Source organism: Chryseobacterium sp. KACC 21268 (genome assembly GCA_028736075.1).
Lineage (GTDB): Bacteria > Bacteroidota > Bacteroidia > Flavobacteriales > Weeksellaceae > Epilithonimonas.
The window spans coordinates 1,096,929-1,117,553 of record CP117875.1; the positions used below are offsets into that span (position 1 = coordinate 1,096,929).

Below are 20,625 nucleotides of genomic sequence, written 5' to 3' on the forward strand. Positions count from 1 at the left end.
TGATGGTGAAAACGCTTCGACTCCGCTCAGTGTGACGTCTCTAATGCTGATTGTTATTTAATGATTTCATACTATTTGTCATTCCGTAGGAATCTCGACAGCTTTGTTTAGATTCCTACGAAATAACAAACGTTGTGGTTATTAGAAATGCTGATTCGAAGCTGGAATCTGCGCCCCGGCCTGAGTGGAGCTCTTTTTGTTTTTTTTGCGTTGGGAAAAGCTTAGGGGAAAATAAAAAAGCGGGAACCCCTTCGACTCCGCTCAGGATAAACTACAGACGGATAAAGGCGCCCAAATAATTATCACTGTAGACAAAATGAACTGGAAAATTTAAAATTGTCTATTTATTTCAAAATCTTAACTTTGTGAATCTTAAAAAAATTATTCATTACTAATTCTTACTTTATAGAATGTTTTACGACCATCAGCAGATAGAAAAAAAGTGGCAGAAATACTGGGAAGACAACCAAACTTACAAGACTTCCGACTCAACCGATAAACCGAAATTCTACGTCCTCGATATGTTTCCGTACCCATCCGGAGCAGGACTTCACGTGGGTCATCCGCTGGGATACATCGCGTCTGATATCTATGCGAGATTCAAAAGGCATCAGGGTTTCAACGTTTTGCATCCGGTTGGCTATGACAGTTTTGGACTTCCTGCTGAGCAATATGCAATCCAGACCGGAACGCATCCTGCAATTACGACGGAGCAAAATATCACGAGATACGAGGAGCAATTAAGAAAAATCGGTTTTTCATTTGACTGGAGCAGGGAAGTGAGAACTTCGGACGCTTCTTATTATAAATGGACGCAATGGATTTTTATCCAGTTGTTTCATTCCTGGTACAATAAAGATACGGACAAGGCGGAATCTATCGAAACCTTAATCCAACATTTTGAGCAAAAAGGAACGGAAGGTTTGAATGCCAATCAAAATGAGGAATTAAATTTCACTTCAGAGGAATGGAAATCTTATTCTGATATTAAGAAGGAAGAAATATTATTGAATTATCGTCTGGCTTTCCGTGCAGAAACGACGGTGAACTGGTGTCCAGCATTGGGAACTGTTTTGGCGAACGACGAAATCAAAGACGGAAAATCCGAAAGAGGCGGTTATCCAGTTTTTCAAAAGAAAATGATGCAGTGGAGTATGAGGATTTCTGCATATTCGGAAAGATTGTTGCAAGGTTTGAAAACTTTGGACTGGCCTCAACCTTTGAAAGATGCTCAGGAATATTGGATTGGGAAATCTCAGGGTGCGCAGGTAAGATTCTCAACTGAGAACGGAGAAACGATTTCAGTATTTACAACCCGTCCCGACACCATTTTCGGAGCGACCTTTATGGTTTTGGCGCCGGAAAATCCTCTGGTTCAGAATTTAACAACTCCAGAACAAAAAACTGAGGTTGATAATTATATAGAAGAAACATCCAAGAAAACAGAACGTGATAGAATGGCTGACGTGAAAAACGTGAGTGGTGCTTTCACGGGAAGCTACGCCATCAATCCGTTTACAGGGAAAAATATTCCTGTTTATATTTCGGATTATGTGTTGATGGGCTACGGAACTGGCGCTGTGATGGCGGTTCCTGCGCACGACGAGCGTGACCATAGATTTGCGAAAAAATTTAATTTGGAAATCATCAAAGTTGTAGAATCTGATGTGGATGTTCAGGAAGAAGCGTACGATTCTAAAGATTCAGTTTGCGTGAATTCTGATTTCCTGAATGGACTTAATTATAAGGATGCGAAATCAAAAATAATCGCTGAAATTGAAAACAAAGGAATTGGTCACGGAACAACGAATTACAGACAGCGTGATGCGATTTTTTCCAGACAAAGATATTGGGGTGAGCCGGTTCCTATTTATTATAAGGAAGGAATGCCGTACACTTTGCCAAATTCCGCTTTGCCTTTGGAACTTCCCGAGGTTGAAAAATATCTACCGACAGAAGATGGCGACCCACCATTAGGAAATGCGAAAACATTTGCTTGGGACGAGGCGAATCAAAAAGTGGTTGACACGGATTTGATTGATGATAAAACCGTTTTCCCATTAGAGTTATCCACAATGCCTGGCTGGGCAGGAAGTTCTTGGTATTTCCTAAGATATATGGACCCGAATGATGACGAAGTTTTTGCTAAAAAAGAACTGACAGATTATTGGGGACAAGTCGATTTGTACATCGGTGGAAGCGAGCACGCCACCGGACATTTGTTATATTCTCGTTTCTGGAATATGTTTTTGAAAGACAGAGGTTACATTAAGCAAAATGAACCTTTCCAAAAGTTGATTAATCAAGGGATGATTTTGGGGATGAGTGCGTTTGTTTATAGAATTGACGGAACTAATCAATATGTTTCCAAAAATTTGATTAGTGAACATAAAACTCAAGCCATTCACGTTGATGTGTCTTTATTAAAAGGAACAACTGATGAATTAGATACTGAAGCTTTCAAAGCTTGGAGACCAGATTATGCTGATGCAGAATTTATTTTGGAAGATGGCAAATACATCACTGGTCGTGAAGTAGAAAAAATGTCCAAATCAAAATACAATGTCGTCAACCCAGACGATATTTGTAATGAATATGGCGCAGACGGTTTAAGATTGTACGAGATGTTCCTTGGTCCATTAGAACAATCCAAGCCTTGGAACACGCAAGGTCTAAGTGGCGTTTATGGATTTTTGAAAAAATTCTGGAACTTATATTTCAATGGCGACACGTTTGAAGTTTCTGATGAAGAGCCGACAAAAGCTGAATTCAAGATTCTCCATACCTTAATCAAGAAAGTGCTTTTTGATATTGAGAATTTTTCTTTCAATACATCGGTGTCGTCATTTATGATAGCAGTCAACGAGTTACAAAAATTGAAATGCAATAAGAGAGCGATTCTGGAGCCATTGGCCGTAATAATCTCGCCTTATGCGCCACACATCTGCGAAGAGGTATGGAATTTGCTAGGAAATAATTCGTCTATAGAGTTCGAGAAGTTTCCAATTCTTGACGAAGCTTATCTTGTAGAAGATGAGATAGATTACCCAGTAAGTTTTAACGGAAAGATGAAATTCAAGATAAAATTGGCCGCTGACCTTGGAAAAGAGGAGGTGGAAAAGATTATTTTGGAAAGTGAGGATGCAAAGAGGCAGTTGGATGGAAAAACGGTGAAAAATTTCATCTTCGTTCCCAAGAAAATCATTAATATTGTCTCATAAGTAAGCAATGAAAACGAGGCTTTTAAAACTTTAACAAAAATTTATTATATATTATAAATGTAATTATTGAATCGAATAACATAAAAATAATTCACATTTTCTGGTTTTATTTTACAATGTTTAGAAAGATTGATAATAAATTGATAAAAAATAAGTTTAATTTTAATAATATATAAATGCGGTCTCGATTGCATTGACAAAAAAAATAAAAAGTCGCATTATTTAGTTTGCATTTTTAAATAAAATGACTTTATTTTACAGAATAAAATTTAACAATTATAATTTAGTTTTAATATGGAAATGAATGTTTCAAACACGGATGAGCAAGTAATTGCTAAGAAAAAAGGAGGTCTTAATCCTGCGGTAATTATTCCTATTTTATTGGTAATAGGTATTGCTATTTATTTATTTGTTTGTGGTAACCCATCAAACTTTACTGCTGATCCACGTATCGATGGTACAGCTTCTGTTGCTTTCGCAGATATCGAAAGTAAGGAGTTACACCCACACGGTCTAGGAATGGTTTATATGGGAGGATTTATTGTTCCTATCCTTATTACATTCATGATCACAGTTATTGTTTTTGCTATCGAGCGTGCATTCGTTTTGAGCAAAGCAGCTGGTAATGGTAGTGTTGATAATTTCGTATTGAAAATTAGAAGTCTACTTAATCAAAACAAAGTTGATGAAGCTCTTGAAGAGTGCGACAGACAACAAGGATCTGTAGGTAATGTTGTGAAAGAAGGTCTTACGACTTACAAAGCATTAGCTAAAGATACGACGCTAAACAAAGAACAAAAAATGGCTGCTCTTACAAAAGCAATCGAAGAAGCTACAACTCTTGAAATGCCAATGCTTGAGAAGAATATGATGATTCTTTCTACATTAGGTACAGTTGCAACTTTGGTAGCACTACTAGGAACAGTAATCGGGATGATCAAAGCATTTGCTGCTCTAGGTGGTGGTGGTGGTACTCCAGATGCTGGAGCATTGTCAATCGGTATCTCTGAGGCATTGATGAATACTGCTTTAGGTATTGGTACTTCTGCAATCGCGATTATCCTTTATAACTTCTTTACGTCTAAAATCGACGGATTGACTTACAAGATCGATGAGATCTCTATGAGCATCCAACAGTCTTTTGCTGAATTTCACTAAGAAATAAGCAGAAGATAAAAACGAAAATGTATTTCGCATTTTCAAATTCATAAATTAGTTAACAAAGACATTTAAATAATGGCGAGAATTAAACCAAAAAGACATGGAGTAGTTACGGACATGACCGCAATGTGTGATGTTGCGTTCCTACTACTTACATTCTTTATATTAACCACTCAGTTCAAAAAACCTGATGTGGAGTCGATAAAACCGCCTTCTTCTATATCAGAGAAATTACTCCCTGATGCTAGTCTTATGACTATAAATGTTACTCCTGCTGGATTGTTCTACTTTCAACCTGTAGAAAACAGTTCAGAAAGAATCAAGCTTCTTGATAATATGGCTGCGAAGTACAAACTTCCTGCATTTACAAATCAAGAGAAAGTAGCATTTACAAAAGTGCAAGCGGTAGGCGTACCAATTGGTAAGCTAAAAGGTTATTTGAATCTTCCTGAAGATAAACAAAAAGCTTTCAAAGCCACAGAAGGTATCCCAATGGATAGCACAAATAAACAATTGATTGATTGGGTACAGCAAAGTTTAGCCGTAAATCCTGACTATAAGTTAGCGATTAAAGGTGACGTTACTACGAAGTATCCTAAAGTTAAAGGTTTGTTTGAAGGTTTAAGAGATATTGATTTTCTTAAATTCTGGTTGATCACATCACAAGAAAAATCATCTAACTAAATCTACGAGAAATGGCAGAAGTACAAGTAAAAGACGACGGCGGGAAAGGCGGCAAGGTCCGCTCGAAGAAGCAGAACACCCGCGTAGACATGACGCCCATGGTAGACTTAGGATTTCTTTTGATCACGTTCTTTATGTTTACTACAACGTTCAGTAAACCAAATGTAATGGATCTTGGTCTTCCGGCTAAACCGAAGGACAAACAGACTCCACCAGAAACAGAGATCAAATTGAATAATTCAATTTCTATCTTGATAGGGAAAGACAACAAGATATTTTATCATCAGCAAGATCAGGCTGGTCTTAATGATCAGACTCTTGTTGAAACCAACTTCGATAGAGAAGGTATTACGAAAGTAATAGAGAGAGCAAAAGCCGGAGCATCTGATAAAGAAAAGTTCACAGTAATTATCAAGCCGACGGACGATGCAGTATATAAAAACTTTGTAGACATTCTAGATGAGATGGCTATTACCAAAAACGAGAGATATGGGGTGACCGATATCAAACCTTGGGAATTAGCTATCTACAAAAAGAAAGTAGGAGAATAATCCACTACAAGTATCACATTTAATAATATATTAATGGCAGAAGATAATTTGAATTACAATCCCACGCTTGATGAGATTGTATTTGAAAAGAGAAATAAAGAATATGGCGCGTATGACATCAGATCGACATATTCTAGGATGCTTACAAAGTCTTTTTTAATTGGAACAGCTTTTTTTCTTGTCCTAGCAATTTCGCCACTTATCTATCTTAAGATCCAGCAGATGAATGCTAAAGATAAGGTAGAGGTAGATGCGAATCTAGTAGAGATCTTACCAGACGAACCGATTATTGAGCAACCAAAAGAAGAAGAACCACCGCCACCACCTCCACCAAAAGAAGAGGAAAAGCAAGAGGTGATTCAGAATGTTGTTCCGGAACCTAAAAAGGCTCCAAAGATTGAAACTCCACCGCCACCAATTACAAAACAATTGGAGACGACAACAGGATTGCAAAACCAAGAAGGTGTGAAAACACCAACTTACACGCCACCACCACCGCCACCAGGAACTGGTAAAGTAGTAACGGCGGAAGTAAAACCAGTCACCAATGAGGTTTACGAATCAGTAGATCAGTCTGCAGAATATCCTGGAGGTATGAACTCATTCAGAACTAAGTTTCAGAATAATTTTGATTCAGGAAGTCTAGAGGGTGAAGGTACTCTAAAGACAGAAGTAACATTCGTTGTGGAAAGAGATGGTACGCTTACGCAGGTGAAAGCAACTGGTTCTAATTCAGACTTTAATAAAGAAGCTGAAGCGACTGTTAAAGGAATTAAGAACAAATGGGCTCCAGCTAAAGTTAACGGGCAACCAGTTAGGTCTAGATTTAGATTCCCAATTACAATGAATTTCCAGTAAGGATTTAACTTGTAATATATTATATAAAAGAGAAGTTGTAACAACTTCTCTTTTTTTTATTAAATTTGTGATATGTTTAATTGGCTTTCTTTGATAACAGGACTTTTCTACATCGTTTTAGGAATCGTTGTTATCGTATATAAATTCTTTATCGTTATTCTAGAACCTAATGTAGCTTATCCATTAGGTGGACTACTTATAGCTTACGGCGTGTTCCGAATTGTACGAGCTATCCTCAGAATTAAAAGTGATAATTAATATGAAAAAAATATTTTTTCTCTTCATAGCAATAGCTGCTATTGTATTCGCGTGTTCCAAAGAGAAACCTAAAGAGATTGATACACCAAATAAGGGAGAGATCACTGTCGAAACAGACGAGTCTTTCAAAAGTGTAGTCGAAGCTTTGGCAGAAAGATATATGGCTCTGAATCCAGAGACAAAAATCAACGTCGTGATCAAGAAAGAGGATCTCGGACTTCTAGATTTACTTGATCGAAAAGTAAGGATTGCAGTGATGTCCAGAGAACTGTCTCAAAAGGAAAAAGAAGCTTACGATACAAAAATCGATTTGCCTTGGCTTCCAGGAAAGTTTGCGGCAGATGCAGTCCTTTTCGTCGTTCCCAAAGATTCGCCATTAGAATCTATCTCAATGGAAGAGATTTACTCAGAGTTGAATTCAGATAAAAAGCGTTTGATCTTCGATGGAACCAACTCCAGTAATCTGAATTTTATCGCACAAAAATTCAAGAAAGATCCTTCTCAGCTCAAATTTTCTATCATCAATGGTAATGAAAATGTAGCTGAACAATTGAAAAACTATCCAGATAAAATTGGAGTGATCAGCTACAATACAATAAGCCGACCGTTCGGCGAGGAAGCTCAAAGGCTGAGAAATGATTTGAAGATCTTGAAAGTAGTCAAAGACAGTCAGGCTTACGATGTCACAGGTGATAACCTTAAAAATATGACTTATCCATTTACCAGAGTGTTGTATTTTGTTTCTAATGAAGCGTACTATGGTCTCGGAAATGGTTTCATAAGGTTCTCTTGCCAGCAATTAGGTCAAATTGTTGTTGAAAAAGAGGGACTTCAACCTTACAATATTTTCAAAAGAGAAGTGAGAATGAAATAATTTAATTTTTAATATTTATTTAACAGAAGATTTAAACTTTAATTTATATTTTGGTCTAAATATTGTCGATAAAACCGAAATTTATAGTTAAGAAAAATGAAAAAAGAGAATAAAATGAATTTATCAAAAAAAATTTTTGTTACAGCTGCGGTAGGCTTTTTTACTAGTTTTAGTTTTGCACAATCTGTACAAGACGGGATTAACTTTGTAGATAGCCAAAAATATGCAAAGGCAAAACAAAATTACACAGACCTTATCAACCAAAATCCTAAAGAAGCAAGCAATTACTTTTATTTAGGTAACACATATTTAACTCAGTTCGACCCAAATTTTGATTTAGCTCAAGAAAGCTTTAACAAAGGTCTAGCTGCAGATCCTAAAAGTTATTTGAACAAATTAGGTTTGGCATCTGTCAAACTTGGTAAAGGCGATAAATCTGCAGTTGCAGAAATCCAACAGATTGTAAAAGATTCTAGAGAGAAAGATGCAGAAGTACTTTTCCGTGCTGGTGAGGCGTTGACATTGTTCGAAAAAAACAGTTCACCTGATCTAGCGATTGGCTTCTTGAACAAAGCGGTTGAAAAAGCTGGAAAAGCTGGCGTTCCTGCAAATTATTACTACGCTCTAGGTGATGCTTACAGAATCAAAAAAGATCCAGGTAACGCGATGACGGCTTACGATAAGGCAGAAGCTGTAGCTAAGAATAAAGCTTCGGTTTACACACGAAAAGGTACTCTTTGGATTGCTGCACAACAATGGCAACAAGCAAAGACAAACATCGATAAAGCAATTGCTGTAGATCCAACTTACGCGCCGGCTTACAAAGCATTGGCAGGTTTCAATATCAAATATCAAAAAAATGCTGAGGCAACTCAGAATTTGATCAACTATACAAAGTATGCGGATGAAGATCCATATACACAGTTGGAGATTGCTAAGCTTTATTTTACAAATGAGGATTATGCGAATGCAAAAACAACTTTAGATTCTGTTTTCGATAAAGTGAATGATCCTATCAAACATAAATTGAGAGCCTACATTCTTTATGGTGAAGGTAAATATGCAGAAGCTCAGCAAAGCATCAGTACTTTCTTATCTCAGGCTGATAAATCCAGAGTTCAAGCGTCAGACGAAGGTTTACAAGGTTTGATCGCAGCAGGATTGGCAAAAGATGAGAAAGATACGGCTAAAAAAGCACAGCTAGAAGCTACAGTTCAGCAAAAAATTGCTATTGCTAAGAATGCAAAAGACGAAACTTTAAACTGGGATGAAGAATTAGCGAAAATCAAAGGCGGATTGGTAGGCATTACTGCTGATGCAGGCGGAACATCTCCAGAGATCGACGCTTTGAAGGCTAAAGTTGCTGCTAATGCACAAGATACAGATGCCCTATATAAATTGGCACAAGCTTATCAGGACATCAAAAACTGGAATGGTGCAATCTTGACTTGGCAAAAAATGATAGCGCTTCTTCCAACTTGGGAGCCAGCATATTACAGCCAAGGTTATGCTTATCAGCAGGCAGGAAGCCAGGAATTGGCATCTGCGGCATACCAAAAGTATATCGATACGTTGATGGCAAAACCAGCAGCTGATCAGGAAGCCAACAAAGAGACAATGTCTTACGCTTACTTTGCAATCGCTTTTATCGCAAAAGACAGTGATAAAGAAAAAGCAAAAGCTAATATTGCAAAATCTTTGGCATTGAATCCAACTTATGCAGATGCATTGGCGCTTCAAAAAGCACTTGGTCAATAATCTTTAAGTGAACCAACATATAAACTTCCCAATTCATAAGATTGGGAAGTTTTGTTTTTATTAATTTTGCACAATAAATATTTTGAAAATGAAATGTGATTTTCTAGCTATAGGAGCACATCCGGATGACGTAGAATTAGGCTGTGGTGGAACAATCATTAAATTGATCTCAGAAGGCAAAACAGTTAGTATTATTGATTTGACCGAAGGTGAATTAGGAACCCGAGGTACAGCCGAAACCCGTGCTCAGGAAGCGAGTGACGCAGCTAAGATTTTAGGAATTACGGCAAGGGAAAACCTGAAGCTGAAAGATGGTTTTCTTACTAACTCTGAAGAATATCAATTGAAGATCGTAGAAAAGATCAGGAAGTACAGACCAGAAGTTGTCTTGGCCAACGCGATAGATGATCGTCATCCTGATCACGCAAAGGCTGCGAAATTGGTTTCTGATGCTTGCTTCCTAGCTGGTCTTAAGAAAATCGAAACTTATGATAATAACGAGCTACAGGATGTTTGGAGACCCAAACATATCTTTCACTACATCCAATGGAAAAATGTGGTTCCGGAGTTTGTGATTGACATTACAGGATTTTTGGATAAGAAGATTGAAGCGTGCCTTGCGTACAAAACTCAGTTTTACAATCCAGATTCGAAAGAGCCGGTGACACCGATTGCTACAAAGGATTTCCTGGAGAGCTTGACTTACAGAGCCCAAGATCTTGGAAGACTTTCCGGTGTTGAGTTTGCAGAAGGTTTTACAACGGAAAAATTAATTGCACTCAAAAATTTTGAAGGAATTATTTGCAATTAAACGATAAAGTACTATATTTGCACACGCAAAAACGGTGATTGTAGCTCAGTTGGTTAGAGCGCCGGATTGTGGTTCCGGAGGTCGGGGGTTCGAGACCCCTCATTCACCCACAGAGAAAAAGCATTTCATTTGATGAGATGCTTTTTTGTTTTTATATGATTAAGAGAAATAAAAAAGCGTTTCGTAATTTCGAAACGCTTTTGATTTTTAATTTAAACTTCGTCGTCGGATTCTATAGTGTAAGATTTTGATTTGAAGTCTTTATCATGTCTTTCTGAGATTACATCTTCGCCTTTTTGCTGAATGATGAAGTCTGTAGATTCATTGAATAATTCCTGGAAACTTTTGAAATCTTCTTTGTAAAGGTAGATTTTGTGTTTTTCAAAAGTTGCTTCTCCATTTTCTCCGAAATTCTTTTTGCTCTCGGTAATGGTTAAATAATAGTCACCTGCTTTCGTCTCCCGCACATCAAAGAAATACGTTCTTCTGCCTGCTTTCAACACCTTAGTGAAAATCTCATTCTCATGTCGTTCCTTAAATTCACTCATCGTTATAATTTTTTTAGAAATGTGTATTAACAAATATAACAGAATTCTCGGAAATTCAAAATGTTTTGTTAAAAAAACCTCAAAATTAAGTGAATTTCTTAAAATTTCGGGGATATTCTTAACGATTTAGTGGAGAAATCAATTCAGGTATAGAATTTCATCAGCCCGCTTTGCGCTTGATTCTCTATGAGTTATGATGATAGATGTTGTCGTTTTGAGGTCTTTGTCAATGTTTTGCAGGATATTCTCTTCCGTCTCCGTGTCCAATGCAGAAAGGCAATCATCGAAGATTAAAATATTAGGTTGTTTGATCATCGCCCTGGCAATGCAAATCCTCTGCTTCTGCCCACCAGACAGCATTACGCCACGTTCGCCCACCATTGTTTCGTACTGTTCTTTGAACTCCTCAATATTTTTGTGAACATCCGCTTTTTTCGCCATTTCTACGACCAAGCTTCTATTTGGCTTGTCAATCGCAAAGCCGATATTGTTCTCAATCGTATCAGAAAAGAGATAACTTTCCTGCGGTGTGTAGCCTAACTGATCTCTGTAGAGTTTCAGATTATGACTTTTTAGATTTTTACCGTCAATTAATATTTCACCTTCATCGGGATCAATTAATCTGCAAATCAGTTGTGCAATCGTAGATTTTCCGCTTCCTGTTTTCCCCATTATCGCAAGTGATTTACCTGCGTCAACTTTAAAACTGAGATTATCCACGGCTTTGATGCCCGTATTTGGATAGGTGTAGCTCACGTTTCGGAATTCTATTTCACCACTGATTGGGTAAGTTTCTGAATTGGTATTGATGATATCAGATTTCACATCCATAAACTCATTCACACGCTGCATACTGGCTTCCGCTCGTTGATTCACAGAGGTTACCCAGCCAAGCATCGAGAAAGGAAAAATCAGCATATTGATGTACATAAAGAAATCTGCGATGGTTCCTACGCTCATTTCGCCTGCGATATATTTTTGTCCGCCGATATAAAGAATCGCGACATTCAGAAGGCCGACTACGAAAAGGATGATCGTGAAAAAGTAAGCTTCCGTCCTTGCAAGATCCAATGCTTTATCTTGATAATCTTTGACTTTAATCCCATAATTTTTCTCAATATATTTTTCTTTACTGAAGAATTTCACAACACGGATTCCTGAAAAACTGTCCTGTACGAAAGTCGAAATTTCGGACTGGCTTTTCTGCATCACTTTCGATTTTTTATTGATGATGTCACTCACTTTGTAAATTCCGAAAGAAAGAATAGGCAGTGGCACCAAAGTCCAAAGCGTCATCTGGACATCAGTCATAAACATATAGACGCTGGTGATGATCAATAAAATAATAAGATTGACAACGTACATCACTCCAGGCCCGAGATACATTCTGATAGCCACAACATCTTCGCTGAGACGGTTCATTAAGTCACCAATAGTCGTCTTTTTATAATCAGTGACAGATAATTCCTGATAATGCGTGTAGATTTTGTTTTTCAGTTCGTACTCAATTCTTCGGGAGGCAACGATGATAGTCTGTCGCATCATAAATGTGAAAAATCCGGAAAGTAAAGAACAGACAATCAGAATCCCGGAATTGATAAAAATGATTCTGAAATACGCCCAATTGCTTTTGACGTTATCAATCAGTCCTGCTTCGTCTGATAATTTGAGTGTCGAGTAGTTTTTCTCAATAATATTAATGGTTTGTCCGATGTACTGGATCTTATAGATGGCAAAAAAATTACTCAGAATAATGAATAAAAATCCCCAAAATAATAAGATGCGGTGTTTCCAGAAATATGGATTAAGTGTTTTTAAAGCTTTCATTCTTTTCGCTTTGATTTTCCAAAGGCGATGCAAAATTAATGATTTAAAATTTCAAAGGATGGTTTAAAACCAAAATTGAGATTTACTTAACAAATGATATGAATTTACAAACTCGATGGCGGACACAATCAAATCGGTGAAAATCCCTATCTGATAAAGGTTTTCATCAAATAAGAGATTGCTTTAGGGGGTGGTTCCGAAGGGGGGGTACCCGGTTCAGAACCACCCTTACCCCGGTTGCTCAAGTGGTCGCAGGTGGTTCCGAAATGGTCAAAGCCGGTTGTCTAAGTGGCTGAGGACGGTTCGGAAGTGGCTAAAGGCTGTTGTATAAGTGGTCGAGGGTGGTTGTTTAAATGGTAAGAGATGGTTATTAACCGGGCAAAAGGGGTTGGTCAAGTGGTTGCAGCCATTTCCGGACTGCCTTCAGCCACTTGAATGAATGGTCGAAGGCACTTGCATCACTGCCTTTAGCCACTTAGCAACCTATTGAAGCCACTTAAATAACCTGTCGCGGGCTGTTTTCGGGATTTCTTAACAAATGGTAAGTCAATTTATCCATCACAAAAGGCGTGAAAAATAACATTATTCAGTATTTTTGTATTTGAAAAATTTAATTAAAAAATGAATCCGAAACCTAAATACGATGTTGTATTGATTGGTGGTGGAATAATGAGTGCAACGTTGGCAACAATGCTCCACGAGTTTGACCCGAAACTGGAAATTGCAATCTTCGAAAGACTGGAAAAAGTAGCCAAAGAAAGTTCATCTGCATGGAACAATGCGGGAACAGGACATTCTGCTTTTTGTGAACTGAATTACACGCCGGAAAAAGACGGTAAAATAGACATTAAGAAAGCAGAATATATTGCGGAACAATTCGAAGTTTCCAAGCAGTTCTGGTCTTATCTCATCAACAAAGGGATTATTGATAATCCAAAAGAATTCATCAATTCCTGCCCGCATATGAGTTTCGTTTTTGGAGAAAAAGATGTTAACTATCTTAAGAAAAGACACGAAGCCCTTCTGAAATCCCCACTTTTCGAAGGGATGGAATTTTCCGATGATCACGATAAGCTGACAGAGTGGATTCCACTGATGATGCAGAAAAGAATGGCATCTGATCAATTGGCAGCAACCAAAATGGATCTGGGAACTGATGTTGACTTTGGAAAACTAACGGTTAAATTAATTGAACATCTCAACAAGACAGAATCTGTAGAAGTTTTCACTTACCACGAAGTCAAAGATATCGATGCTGACGGAAAAGGAAGTTGGAATCTAAAAGTGAATGACCGAAAAAACCTTCACAAACAAACCGTGAATGCGGATTTCGTATTTATCGGCGCTGGAGGTTACGCCTTGCCACTTCTGGACAGTTCCGGGATTCAGGAAAGCAAAGGCTACGGTGGATTTCCAATTAGCGGACAATGGCTTGTGAGCAGAAATCCGGAATTGGTAGCAAAACACCAGGCGAAGGTTTATACGCAGGCAACCGTGGGCGCGCCGCCAATGTCTGTGCCTCACCTGGATCTTAGAATCATTGATGGTGAAAAAGCACTTCTTTTCGGTCCATTCGCAGGATTCTCAACCAAATTCTTGAGAGAAGGCAGTTATCTGGATCTTCCGGAAAGTGTGAATTTCAAAAATATCCGTTCGTTATTCGGCGTTTGGTGGCATAATATGCCATTGACGAGATATCTGATCCAGCAGGTGACGATGAATAAATCTCAGAGAATGTCACATCTCCGTGATTTCGTGACCGATGCTCAGGAAAAAGACTGGGAACTGATGCAGGCCGGCCAACGTGTTCAGATCATCAAAAAAGACCGTTTTGAAGGTGGAAGACTGGAGTTTGGAACTGAGGTAGTCGTTAATAAGGATAAAAATATAGCTTCACTTTTAGGAGCTTCTCCTGGTGCAAGTACATCCGCATTTGCGATGATTATGGTTCTTGAAAACTGTTTTGCCGATAAACTGAAAACCGACTGGAAAGATAAATTGGTAGAAATGGTCCCAAGCTACGGTAAAAAACTAGCTGAATACCCTGAATTGATCAACGAAATCAGAGCATATTCTAAAGAAAAATTGGAGCTGGAATATTAAAATTATTAATGAGCGAAACCATTGTAAAACCAAAGATCGATGAAGAGATTCTTCGCCAGCTTCAGTCGGAAACGATAGAGGAGAAGCAGGTGATTTTGCATTGCTGCTACAAGTCGCAGTTTTTTCTGGAGGAGAAGATCAGAATCTGGTCATCCACTTATTTGATCGACAGGAGTTCTGACCATATTTCCAAACTGATTCATTTTGAAAACATCAGTTTGTTTCCAGTCTGGACAGATGTGCCGCACGGAAAAGAATACTGGTTTACGCTCGTTTTTGCAGGATTGCCAAAAGATTGTAAAGTGTTTGATTTTATAGAATTGATTCCGCAGAATAATGGATTCTTTGAGGAAGGCATTGTGAGAAATGGATCTGATGTTTATAAAATCAGATTAGATATGTAAAAATAAAAAGGTTCAGAAATTTCTGAACCTTTTTTGTTATTAAGAAAGCTTTTCCATTTCAGCTTTAATCTTTTCCTGCAAACCTTCGGATGCTGCTACAAGCGGAAGTCTGAGGTAATTTTTGATGATTCCTTTCTCAGCCAAAATGGTTTTCACGCCGCACGGATTTCCTTCAGCAAAGATCAATCTTGTGATTTCTACCAATGAGTTGTGGATTTTATAAGCTTCATCCACTTCACGGCTTAGTGCAAACTTTACCATTGTAGAAAACTCTTTCGGATAAGCCTGGCCAATTACGGAAATTACGCCGTCTCCACCAGCCAAAGTTACTGGTAAAGTATATTCGTCGTCGCCGGACATTAGAGAAAAATTCTCCGGTTTTTGTCTCAGGATATCGAAATACTGAAGAATGTTCGGAGCTGCTTCCTTCACCATAAAAAGATTGGGGAACTCATTGGCCAAACGCAAAGTTGTAGAAGCTTCCACATTCTGGCCGGTTCTTCCAGGAACATTGTAAATAATAATTTTCACACCAGTTTCTGCCAAAGCTTTATAATGCTGATAAAGTCCTTCCTGATTCGGTTTGTTGTAATATGGAGAAACAGAAAGAACGGCATCGAAATCTGATAAATCTGTTTCTTTGATTTGTTGTACGACTTCTGCCGTATTGTTTCCGCCGATTCCTAAAACCAAAGGCAGTCTGTTGTTGTTGATCTTTGTGATATGCGCAATTACCTTTTCCTTTTCCTCCTTGGAAAGCGTTGCAGCCTCGGCTGTAGTTCCCAAAACAACCAGGAAATTGGTTCCGTTGTCTATGTTATAATCGATTAATTTGGTAAGAGAATCAAAATCTACAGAAAGATCTTCATTGAAAGGTGTTACCAAAGCCACACCTACGCCTTTTAACTGACCCATTTTTATATTAAATTTATTTTTTCCAAATTTAATTTATTTTAAACGAATTATGAACTTATATAATCTGAAAAATTTCCCAATTAATATTTGAGCTGATAAATGGTGATAGAATCATATTCTTTCTGCCAGGTTTTGATTGGGTTTTTATAAGTTTCTATGATCTTATAATTGTTCAAATCCAAAGAATCCACTTTTTCCTTCGTCATAGAATTTTTGATAAAATAAGTCGGTTTTCCATTTCTGACTTTCACGAAAATCCCAATAAAACTGTAATCGTCATCTTTGATGAAAGCGGAGGGCAGATTGACATAATTGATATTGTTCTTTCTTAGAAACTGATTGAATTTCAAAGTTGAAATGTCATCAAAAAACATTTTGTTGCCGACCAATCCATCGGCGGGAATAATGTTCATATCAGAATAAAAAGCAAATTTCCCCGGAAAATCATAGGTGAAGATTCTTGAGTTTTCAGGTAAGGTTTTTTTGATATTTTCCGCAAAGACTTTCACTTCGTCCTGATTTCTGTCAGATATTTCGGAGTTTTCATCCATCAAGGTAAATTGAAGACTGAAGTTGCTGCTCATTTTGAAATAGCCAATTCCACAGGAAATCAGAATTCCTAAGATCAGAGCAGGATAAACCAGATAATTGGAATTTCTGTTTTTTATTAAAAATGAAATAAGATCGCCGACTAAAAATATTAAAACCAAAGTCTGTGCGACATAGTACCATTGACCAATCTGAGACTGGAAACCGATGTTGTAAAGGATTTGTATTAATGAACCTATTGCGAAAAACAGCTTAAGAGAACGAAAATCTACCTTTTTAAATAATATTAAAATTAAGACAGAAATCAGATTAATCCCTAAAAAAAACTTACTGATAATCGACAGAAAAATATGAGGCTGAAAATTTGGGAAAGAACTTTTGATTCGTCCGCTGATTGGAACCAAACTGCCAAACCAGTAGAAGTTGCTCAATAGGTAAGCGCCACAAATCAATAAAATGACAATTCCAGATTTTAAGATTACTTTATAATCCCATTTTCTATAAATCAAATAATAAATTCCCAAAGGAGCCAAAAGAAAGACGTTGTCCAATCTGCTAAGGAATACTAGCGAAAATAAAACGCCAAAAAGCCAATCGTTGTTTTTCTGTTTTGCCAAAAACCAAAGTATTAAACAGAAACAAAACAGATTGAGATGAGCCTCAATAAGATAAAGCGTTCCGAAGCTAAAAAATAAAATACTGATACAGAAGTAACTGAATATTTTACCAAGCAAATTGTCCTTAAAAAAAATTTCCAGCTTTCTGAAACTTAATAAAACATAAATGACTTGAATCGCCCAAAGAATGTAAACCACATCCTGCTTGGAAAAAGGATTCAGACTTTCTGCAAGGATGCAGCAAATCATCCAAAGTGGGTGATAGCCATTGGTAAGATACAGATCGTTGAAATAGGAGCCTTTTCCGTGAACAATGTTGAAGGCAATCTGTGGATAGAAAAAACCATCATCAGAAGGGAACTTTGCCGGATTGAAAAGAAAAAATACCGCAGCCAGGCAGAAGAAAAAATATAATATGCCGTTTTCTTGAAGAAATTTGAGATTCATACAACGCTTAAAAAAACAAAAATAATGAAAAACAAGACTTTATAAGGTTTCTTTTTTTGAAGACATCCGGTAAATAATTAGTTTTGCAGATATGCATGCCGACGAAAAAATTAATACTTCCAATAATCAAAAGCTGTTTCAGAGAATTTGGCTGTTTTTTTTGATAATAATCGTCGCGGGCTACACTTATTTTTTTTACCAACTTTATCTTGAGTCCGAAGCTGAAATCACAAGATGGTCCATCTCTGACTGGCTGATCAATTACGAGGACGGAGGTTTCAAGAGAAGAGGATTGTCGGGTAGTATTTTATTCAAAATTCAGGATTTAACAGGCGTCCGTTTGCAATTTCTGGTCTTGATGTTACAAATCAGTTCGTATATTTTTTTCATATTTATAATCATCAGACAACTGATTAAAAAGACAGGTAAAGTATTTTTTATTAGTCTTCTGTTGTCACCATTTATCTTACTTTTTCCGGTTTGTACTTATATTAATTCCGGGAGAAAAGAAATATTGTTAATTATTCTTCTGTATGGTTATGCTTTTTTGCCAAAGAGCAGATTGTATGACTGGCTGTGTTTTTCAGGTTTTATTTTGATGATCTTTTTCCACGAGCTGACGTTTTTCTATCTGCCATTTTTTCTTTGGATCCAATTTAAGAAATATGGTAAGCAGACTAGTTTATCAACGGTTTTTGCGGAAATACTGATTGCAATTTTGGCAACGGGAATTATTTATTTTTATGGTGGTAATATCAATCAGGGAGAGAGTATTCAGTTGTTGATGAATAGGGGAGTTACGCTGGGTACGAGTAATATTTTCACCGAGGAATTTGCGTATGATTTCAACCATATTTTGAAGTACAGATTATCGTATTTTGTTCATTTGATTGAGTTTTCGATAATATTATTTCAGCTATATTTTTATGTTTTGAAATTCCAAAGATCATTATTCAGAGAGTTTTTGAGTTGGAGTTTATTTTCTTTGGTTTGGGTTTTACCGTTGTTTTATTTGGGCATAGATTGGTTCCGCTGGATTTATATTTTTTCGTGTTTTATGGTTTTAATGATTTTAATTCAGTCACCGGACAAAATGGAATCTGAGGTGGATTTTAATCAAAGGAAAAATCTTTGGCCTTTACTGATTACACCTTTTTCTCTGGTTCTGTTTTACTTTCATATGAATCACGATGAGATTCTAAGGTTAATCGGATTCTAAAGACAAATCTGTTGCATGTTAAAATTAATGATATATTGATTTCTCTAAGTATTAATTAGTTAGTTTTAAAACTCTAAATTTCTTAGATTTGTATCCATATTTCTTTCAATGAAAAACAAGCTTTTTGGATTCGGACTCATTGGATTGCTGTTAGTTGGCTGCAAAACGCCGCTCAATATTGCAAACATCCATACCGAGAAAAACATTTATATTACAGATCAGTTACCAAGTGACAAGGCCATGGACGCCATCATCCAGCCTTACAAACACGAACTGGAAGGTAAAATGAATACCAAAATTTCCCATACCAATGTAGAACTTACCAAGTCGGGAGACAACAGCAATCTGGGAAATCTATTAGCAGATTACACTTTTGAAGGTGCAGATGAGTGGGCGAAAAAAAATAATATTCCACCAGTAGATGCTGCGGTGATCAATATCGGCGGTATCAGAACCATTATTCCGAAAGGCGACATTCTTACCAAACAGATTTACGAAGTGATGCCTTTTGAAAACGAAATTGTCATTATCAAAATCAATGGAAAAGAAGTAGAAGGTTTGTTTGATTATTATCTTAAAACACAAAAGAATAATCCGGTTTCACACCTCGTCATCGAGACAGAAAATGCAGGTATCTCAAGAAAATTAATCAACGGAAAAACCATCGATCCGAATAAAACTTATTATATCGCAACATCCGATTATCTGGCTCTGGGCGGTGATAGTATGTTTTTCTTTGCGAAAGGCGAAACGATTTCTACTGGACTCAAAATGCGTGATCTTTTTCTGGAAAAATTCAAACAGAATCCAGAGATTGTAACACCCGATGATGTGAGATTAATCTTCAAAGACAAAAAAGTGCAGGAATAATGAAAAGAAAAGAATTCTTAAAATACATGGGTGGCGGAAGTCTTGCTTTGACATTAGCTCCTAATCTTTTGCTCGCAGATCAGCTTGATCTACTGAACAAAGAATCAAATTACAAATTGACGATTCTTCATACCAACGATCAGCACAGCCGCATTGAACCATTTGATGCTTCCTACACTAGAAATCCGAATCAGGGTGGCTTTGCAAGACGGGCGTCATTAATCAGTAAAATAAGAAGTGAAGAGAAGAATGTCTTGCTTCTGGATTCAGGCGATATTTTCCAGGGAACACCTTATTTTAATTTTTTTGGAGGTGAGTTGGAATTTAAACTAATGAGTATGATGCAATACGACGCATCTACGATGGGAAACCACGATTTTGACAATGGATTGGAAGGTTTTCTGAAAGTGTTACCCAATGCAAAATTTCCTTTCATCTGTTCCAATTATGATTTTAAAAACACTATTTTAGACGGGAAAACAGAAGCTTATAAGATTTTCACAAAAAATGGAATCAAAGTTGGAGTTTTTGCTGTAGGAATAGAACTGAATGGGCTGGTAGGAAAGAAGAATTATGCCGAAACCATTTATCATAATCCTATAGAAATTGCACAGCACTATTCAGATTTTCTTAGAAATGAGAAGAAGTGTGATTTGGTAATTTGTCTTTCCCACATTGGTTTTGATTACAAAGATGAGCCGGAGAAAATTTCGGATAAACATTTGGCTGCAAAAACCTCGGGTATAGATTTGATTTTAGGCGGACACACGCACACTTTTCTGGCAGAACCACTGACGTTTAAAAATAAAGACGATAAGAATGTGATTGTGAATCAAGTTGGTTGGGCCGGAATTTTATTAGGAAGACTGGATTTTTATTTTGACAAAAATAAGGATGTGAAAAATATTTCTTGGAATAATCAGTTAATAGATGAAAACATAATAGTTTAG

The 20,625-nt window shown here is 37.1% G+C and carries 18 protein-coding genes and 1 tRNA gene; 15 read left to right on the forward strand and 4 right to left on the reverse strand.

From position 1 onward, the window contains the following. Nucleotides 1–410 precede the first annotated feature (410 nt). The 10 genes from leuS (at nt 411) to PQ459_05295 (ending at nt 10,285) form a co-directional block, all read left to right on the forward strand. The gene (gene leuS, locus PQ459_05250; GenBank protein ID WDF47887.1) at nt 411–3,221 is read left to right on the forward strand and encodes a leucine--tRNA ligase; all 2,811 of its coding nucleotides are present in this window, start codon (nt 411–413) and stop codon (nt 3,219–3,221) included. A 294-nt stretch (nt 3,222–3,515) separates the two neighbouring features. Beyond that, a complete protein-coding gene (locus PQ459_05255; protein WDF47888.1) occupies nt 3,516–4,379 on the forward strand; it encodes a MotA/TolQ/ExbB proton channel family protein in 864 nt (287 codons plus the stop codon). A gap of 78 nt (nt 4,380–4,457) precedes the next feature. Continuing rightward, entirely contained in the window at nt 4,458–5,066 is a 609-nt protein-coding gene (locus tag PQ459_05260; GenBank protein ID WDF47889.1) for a biopolymer transporter ExbD, read from the forward strand. A gap of 11 nt (nt 5,067–5,077) precedes the next feature. Beyond that, nucleotides 5,078–5,617, forward strand: coding sequence for a biopolymer transporter ExbD (locus PQ459_05265; GenBank protein ID WDF47890.1), 540 nt, complete (start codon nt 5,078–5,080; stop codon nt 5,615–5,617). A 33-nt stretch (nt 5,618–5,650) separates the two neighbouring features. Further along, a complete protein-coding gene (locus tag PQ459_05270; protein ID WDF47891.1) occupies nt 5,651–6,475 on the forward strand; it encodes an energy transducer TonB in 825 nt (274 codons plus the stop codon). Between the two features lie 72 nt (nt 6,476–6,547). Then, nucleotides 6,548–6,733, forward strand: coding sequence for a C4-dicarboxylate ABC transporter (locus tag PQ459_05275; protein WDF47892.1), 186 nt, complete (start codon nt 6,548–6,550; stop codon nt 6,731–6,733). A gap of 1 nt (nt 6,734) precedes the next feature. Then, entirely contained in the window at nt 6,735–7,607 is an 873-nt protein-coding gene (locus PQ459_05280; GenBank protein WDF47893.1) for a substrate-binding domain-containing protein, read from the forward strand. Between the two features lie 114 nt (nt 7,608–7,721). Next, nucleotides 7,722–9,365 (forward strand): hypothetical protein, encoded by a 1,644-nt coding sequence (locus tag PQ459_05285; protein WDF47894.1) that lies wholly within the window; start codon nt 7,722–7,724, stop codon nt 9,363–9,365. A gap of 88 nt (nt 9,366–9,453) precedes the next feature. Continuing rightward, a complete protein-coding gene (gene bshB1, locus PQ459_05290) occupies nt 9,454–10,176 on the forward strand; it encodes a bacillithiol biosynthesis deacetylase BshB1 (GenBank protein WDF47895.1) in 723 nt (240 codons plus the stop codon). A gap of 33 nt (nt 10,177–10,209) precedes the next feature. Continuing rightward, nucleotides 10,210–10,285: transfer RNA gene (locus PQ459_05295), tRNA-His, on the forward strand. Nucleotides 10,286–10,388: 103 nt separating this feature from the next. On the opposite strand, the gene PQ459_05300 is transcribed toward PQ459_05295, so the two are convergent. Beyond that, nucleotides 10,389–10,724: a DUF3276 family protein gene (locus PQ459_05300; protein ID WDF47896.1), complete on the reverse strand. Its 336-nt coding sequence runs from the start codon at nt 10,722–10,724 to the stop codon at nt 10,389–10,391. 138 nt (nt 10,725–10,862) lie between these two features. Further along, a complete protein-coding gene (locus PQ459_05305) occupies nt 10,863–12,551 on the reverse strand; it encodes an ABC transporter ATP-binding protein (GenBank protein ID WDF47897.1) in 1,689 nt (562 codons plus the stop codon). 621 nt (nt 12,552–13,172) lie between these two features. Here PQ459_05305 and mqo point away from each other — a divergent pair. Continuing rightward, nucleotides 13,173–14,654 (forward strand): malate dehydrogenase (quinone), encoded by a 1,482-nt coding sequence (gene mqo, locus PQ459_05310; protein ID WDF47898.1) that lies wholly within the window; start codon nt 13,173–13,175, stop codon nt 14,652–14,654. Nucleotides 14,655–14,662: 8 nt separating this feature from the next. Further along, on the forward strand, nt 14,663–15,058 hold the full coding sequence (locus tag PQ459_05315) for a hypothetical protein (GenBank protein WDF47899.1): 396 nt from the start codon (nt 14,663–14,665) through the stop codon (nt 15,056–15,058). Between the two features lie 39 nt (nt 15,059–15,097). Here the strand turns inward: PQ459_05315 and dapA are convergent, their stop codons facing one another. Both dapA and PQ459_05325 read right to left on the reverse strand, forming a co-directional pair. Next, nucleotides 15,098–15,973 carry a 4-hydroxy-tetrahydrodipicolinate synthase gene (dapA, locus tag PQ459_05320; protein ID WDF47900.1) on the reverse strand — a complete coding sequence of 292 codons (876 nt, stop codon included), beginning with the start codon at nt 15,971–15,973 and terminating at the stop codon, nt 15,098–15,100. 80 nt (nt 15,974–16,053) lie between these two features. Further along, entirely contained in the window at nt 16,054–17,586 is a 1,533-nt protein-coding gene (locus PQ459_05325) for a hypothetical protein (GenBank protein ID WDF47901.1), read from the reverse strand. A gap of 160 nt (nt 17,587–17,746) precedes the next feature. On the opposite strand from PQ459_05325, the gene PQ459_05330 reads away from it, so the two are divergent. From PQ459_05330 to PQ459_05340, 3 genes are all read left to right on the forward strand, one after another. Further along, nucleotides 17,747–18,805 (forward strand): hypothetical protein, encoded by a 1,059-nt coding sequence (locus tag PQ459_05330; protein WDF47902.1) that lies wholly within the window; start codon nt 17,747–17,749, stop codon nt 18,803–18,805. Nucleotides 18,806–18,913: 108 nt separating this feature from the next. Continuing rightward, nucleotides 18,914–19,675 (forward strand): 5'-nucleotidase C-terminal domain-containing protein, encoded by a 762-nt coding sequence (locus tag PQ459_05335; protein WDF47903.1) that lies wholly within the window; start codon nt 18,914–18,916, stop codon nt 19,673–19,675. Next, nucleotides 19,675–20,625, forward strand: a complete 951-nt coding sequence (locus PQ459_05340) for a metallophosphatase (protein WDF47904.1) — start codon at nt 19,675–19,677, stop codon at nt 20,623–20,625. Before PQ459_05335 ends, PQ459_05340 begins: the two co-directional genes overlap by 1 nt.

Excerpts from the sequence above, each read along its gene's own strand:
- leuS (WDF47887.1), top strand. The coding sequence starts at position 411 with ATGTTTTACGACCATCAGCAGATAGAAAAAAAGTGGCAGAAATACTGG.
- PQ459_05285 (WDF47894.1), top strand. The coding sequence starts at position 7,722 with ATGAATTTATCAAAAAAAATTTTTGTTACAGCTGCGGTAGGCTTTTTT.
- PQ459_05305 (WDF47897.1), bottom strand. The coding sequence starts at position 12,551 with ATGAAAGCTTTAAAAACACTTAATCCATATTTCTGGAAACACCGCATC.
- dapA (WDF47900.1), bottom strand. The coding sequence starts at position 15,973 with ATGGGTCAGTTAAAAGGCGTAGGTGTGGCTTTGGTAACACCTTTCAAT.
- PQ459_05260 (WDF47889.1), top strand. The coding sequence starts at position 4,458 with ATGGCGAGAATTAAACCAAAAAGACATGGAGTAGTTACGGACATGACC.
- PQ459_05280 (WDF47893.1), top strand. The coding sequence starts at position 6,735 with ATGAAAAAAATATTTTTTCTCTTCATAGCAATAGCTGCTATTGTATTC.
- PQ459_05315 (WDF47899.1), top strand. The coding sequence starts at position 14,663 with ATGAGCGAAACCATTGTAAAACCAAAGATCGATGAAGAGATTCTTCGC.
- PQ459_05270 (WDF47891.1), top strand. The coding sequence starts at position 5,651 with ATGGCAGAAGATAATTTGAATTACAATCCCACGCTTGATGAGATTGTA.
- PQ459_05335 (WDF47903.1), top strand. The coding sequence starts at position 18,914 with ATGAAAAACAAGCTTTTTGGATTCGGACTCATTGGATTGCTGTTAGTT.
- bshB1 (WDF47895.1), top strand. The coding sequence starts at position 9,454 with ATGAAATGTGATTTTCTAGCTATAGGAGCACATCCGGATGACGTAGAA.
- PQ459_05325 (WDF47901.1), bottom strand. The coding sequence starts at position 17,586 with ATGAATCTCAAATTTCTTCAAGAAAACGGCATATTATATTTTTTCTTC.
- PQ459_05340 (WDF47904.1), top strand. The coding sequence starts at position 19,675 with ATGAAAAGAAAAGAATTCTTAAAATACATGGGTGGCGGAAGTCTTGCT.
- PQ459_05265 (WDF47890.1), top strand. The coding sequence starts at position 5,078 with ATGGCAGAAGTACAAGTAAAAGACGACGGCGGGAAAGGCGGCAAGGTC.
- PQ459_05255 (WDF47888.1), top strand. The coding sequence starts at position 3,516 with ATGGAAATGAATGTTTCAAACACGGATGAGCAAGTAATTGCTAAGAAA.
- PQ459_05275 (WDF47892.1), top strand. The coding sequence starts at position 6,548 with ATGTTTAATTGGCTTTCTTTGATAACAGGACTTTTCTACATCGTTTTA.
- PQ459_05300 (WDF47896.1), bottom strand. The coding sequence starts at position 10,724 with ATGAGTGAATTTAAGGAACGACATGAGAATGAGATTTTCACTAAGGTG.
- mqo (WDF47898.1), top strand. The coding sequence starts at position 13,173 with ATGAATCCGAAACCTAAATACGATGTTGTATTGATTGGTGGTGGAATA.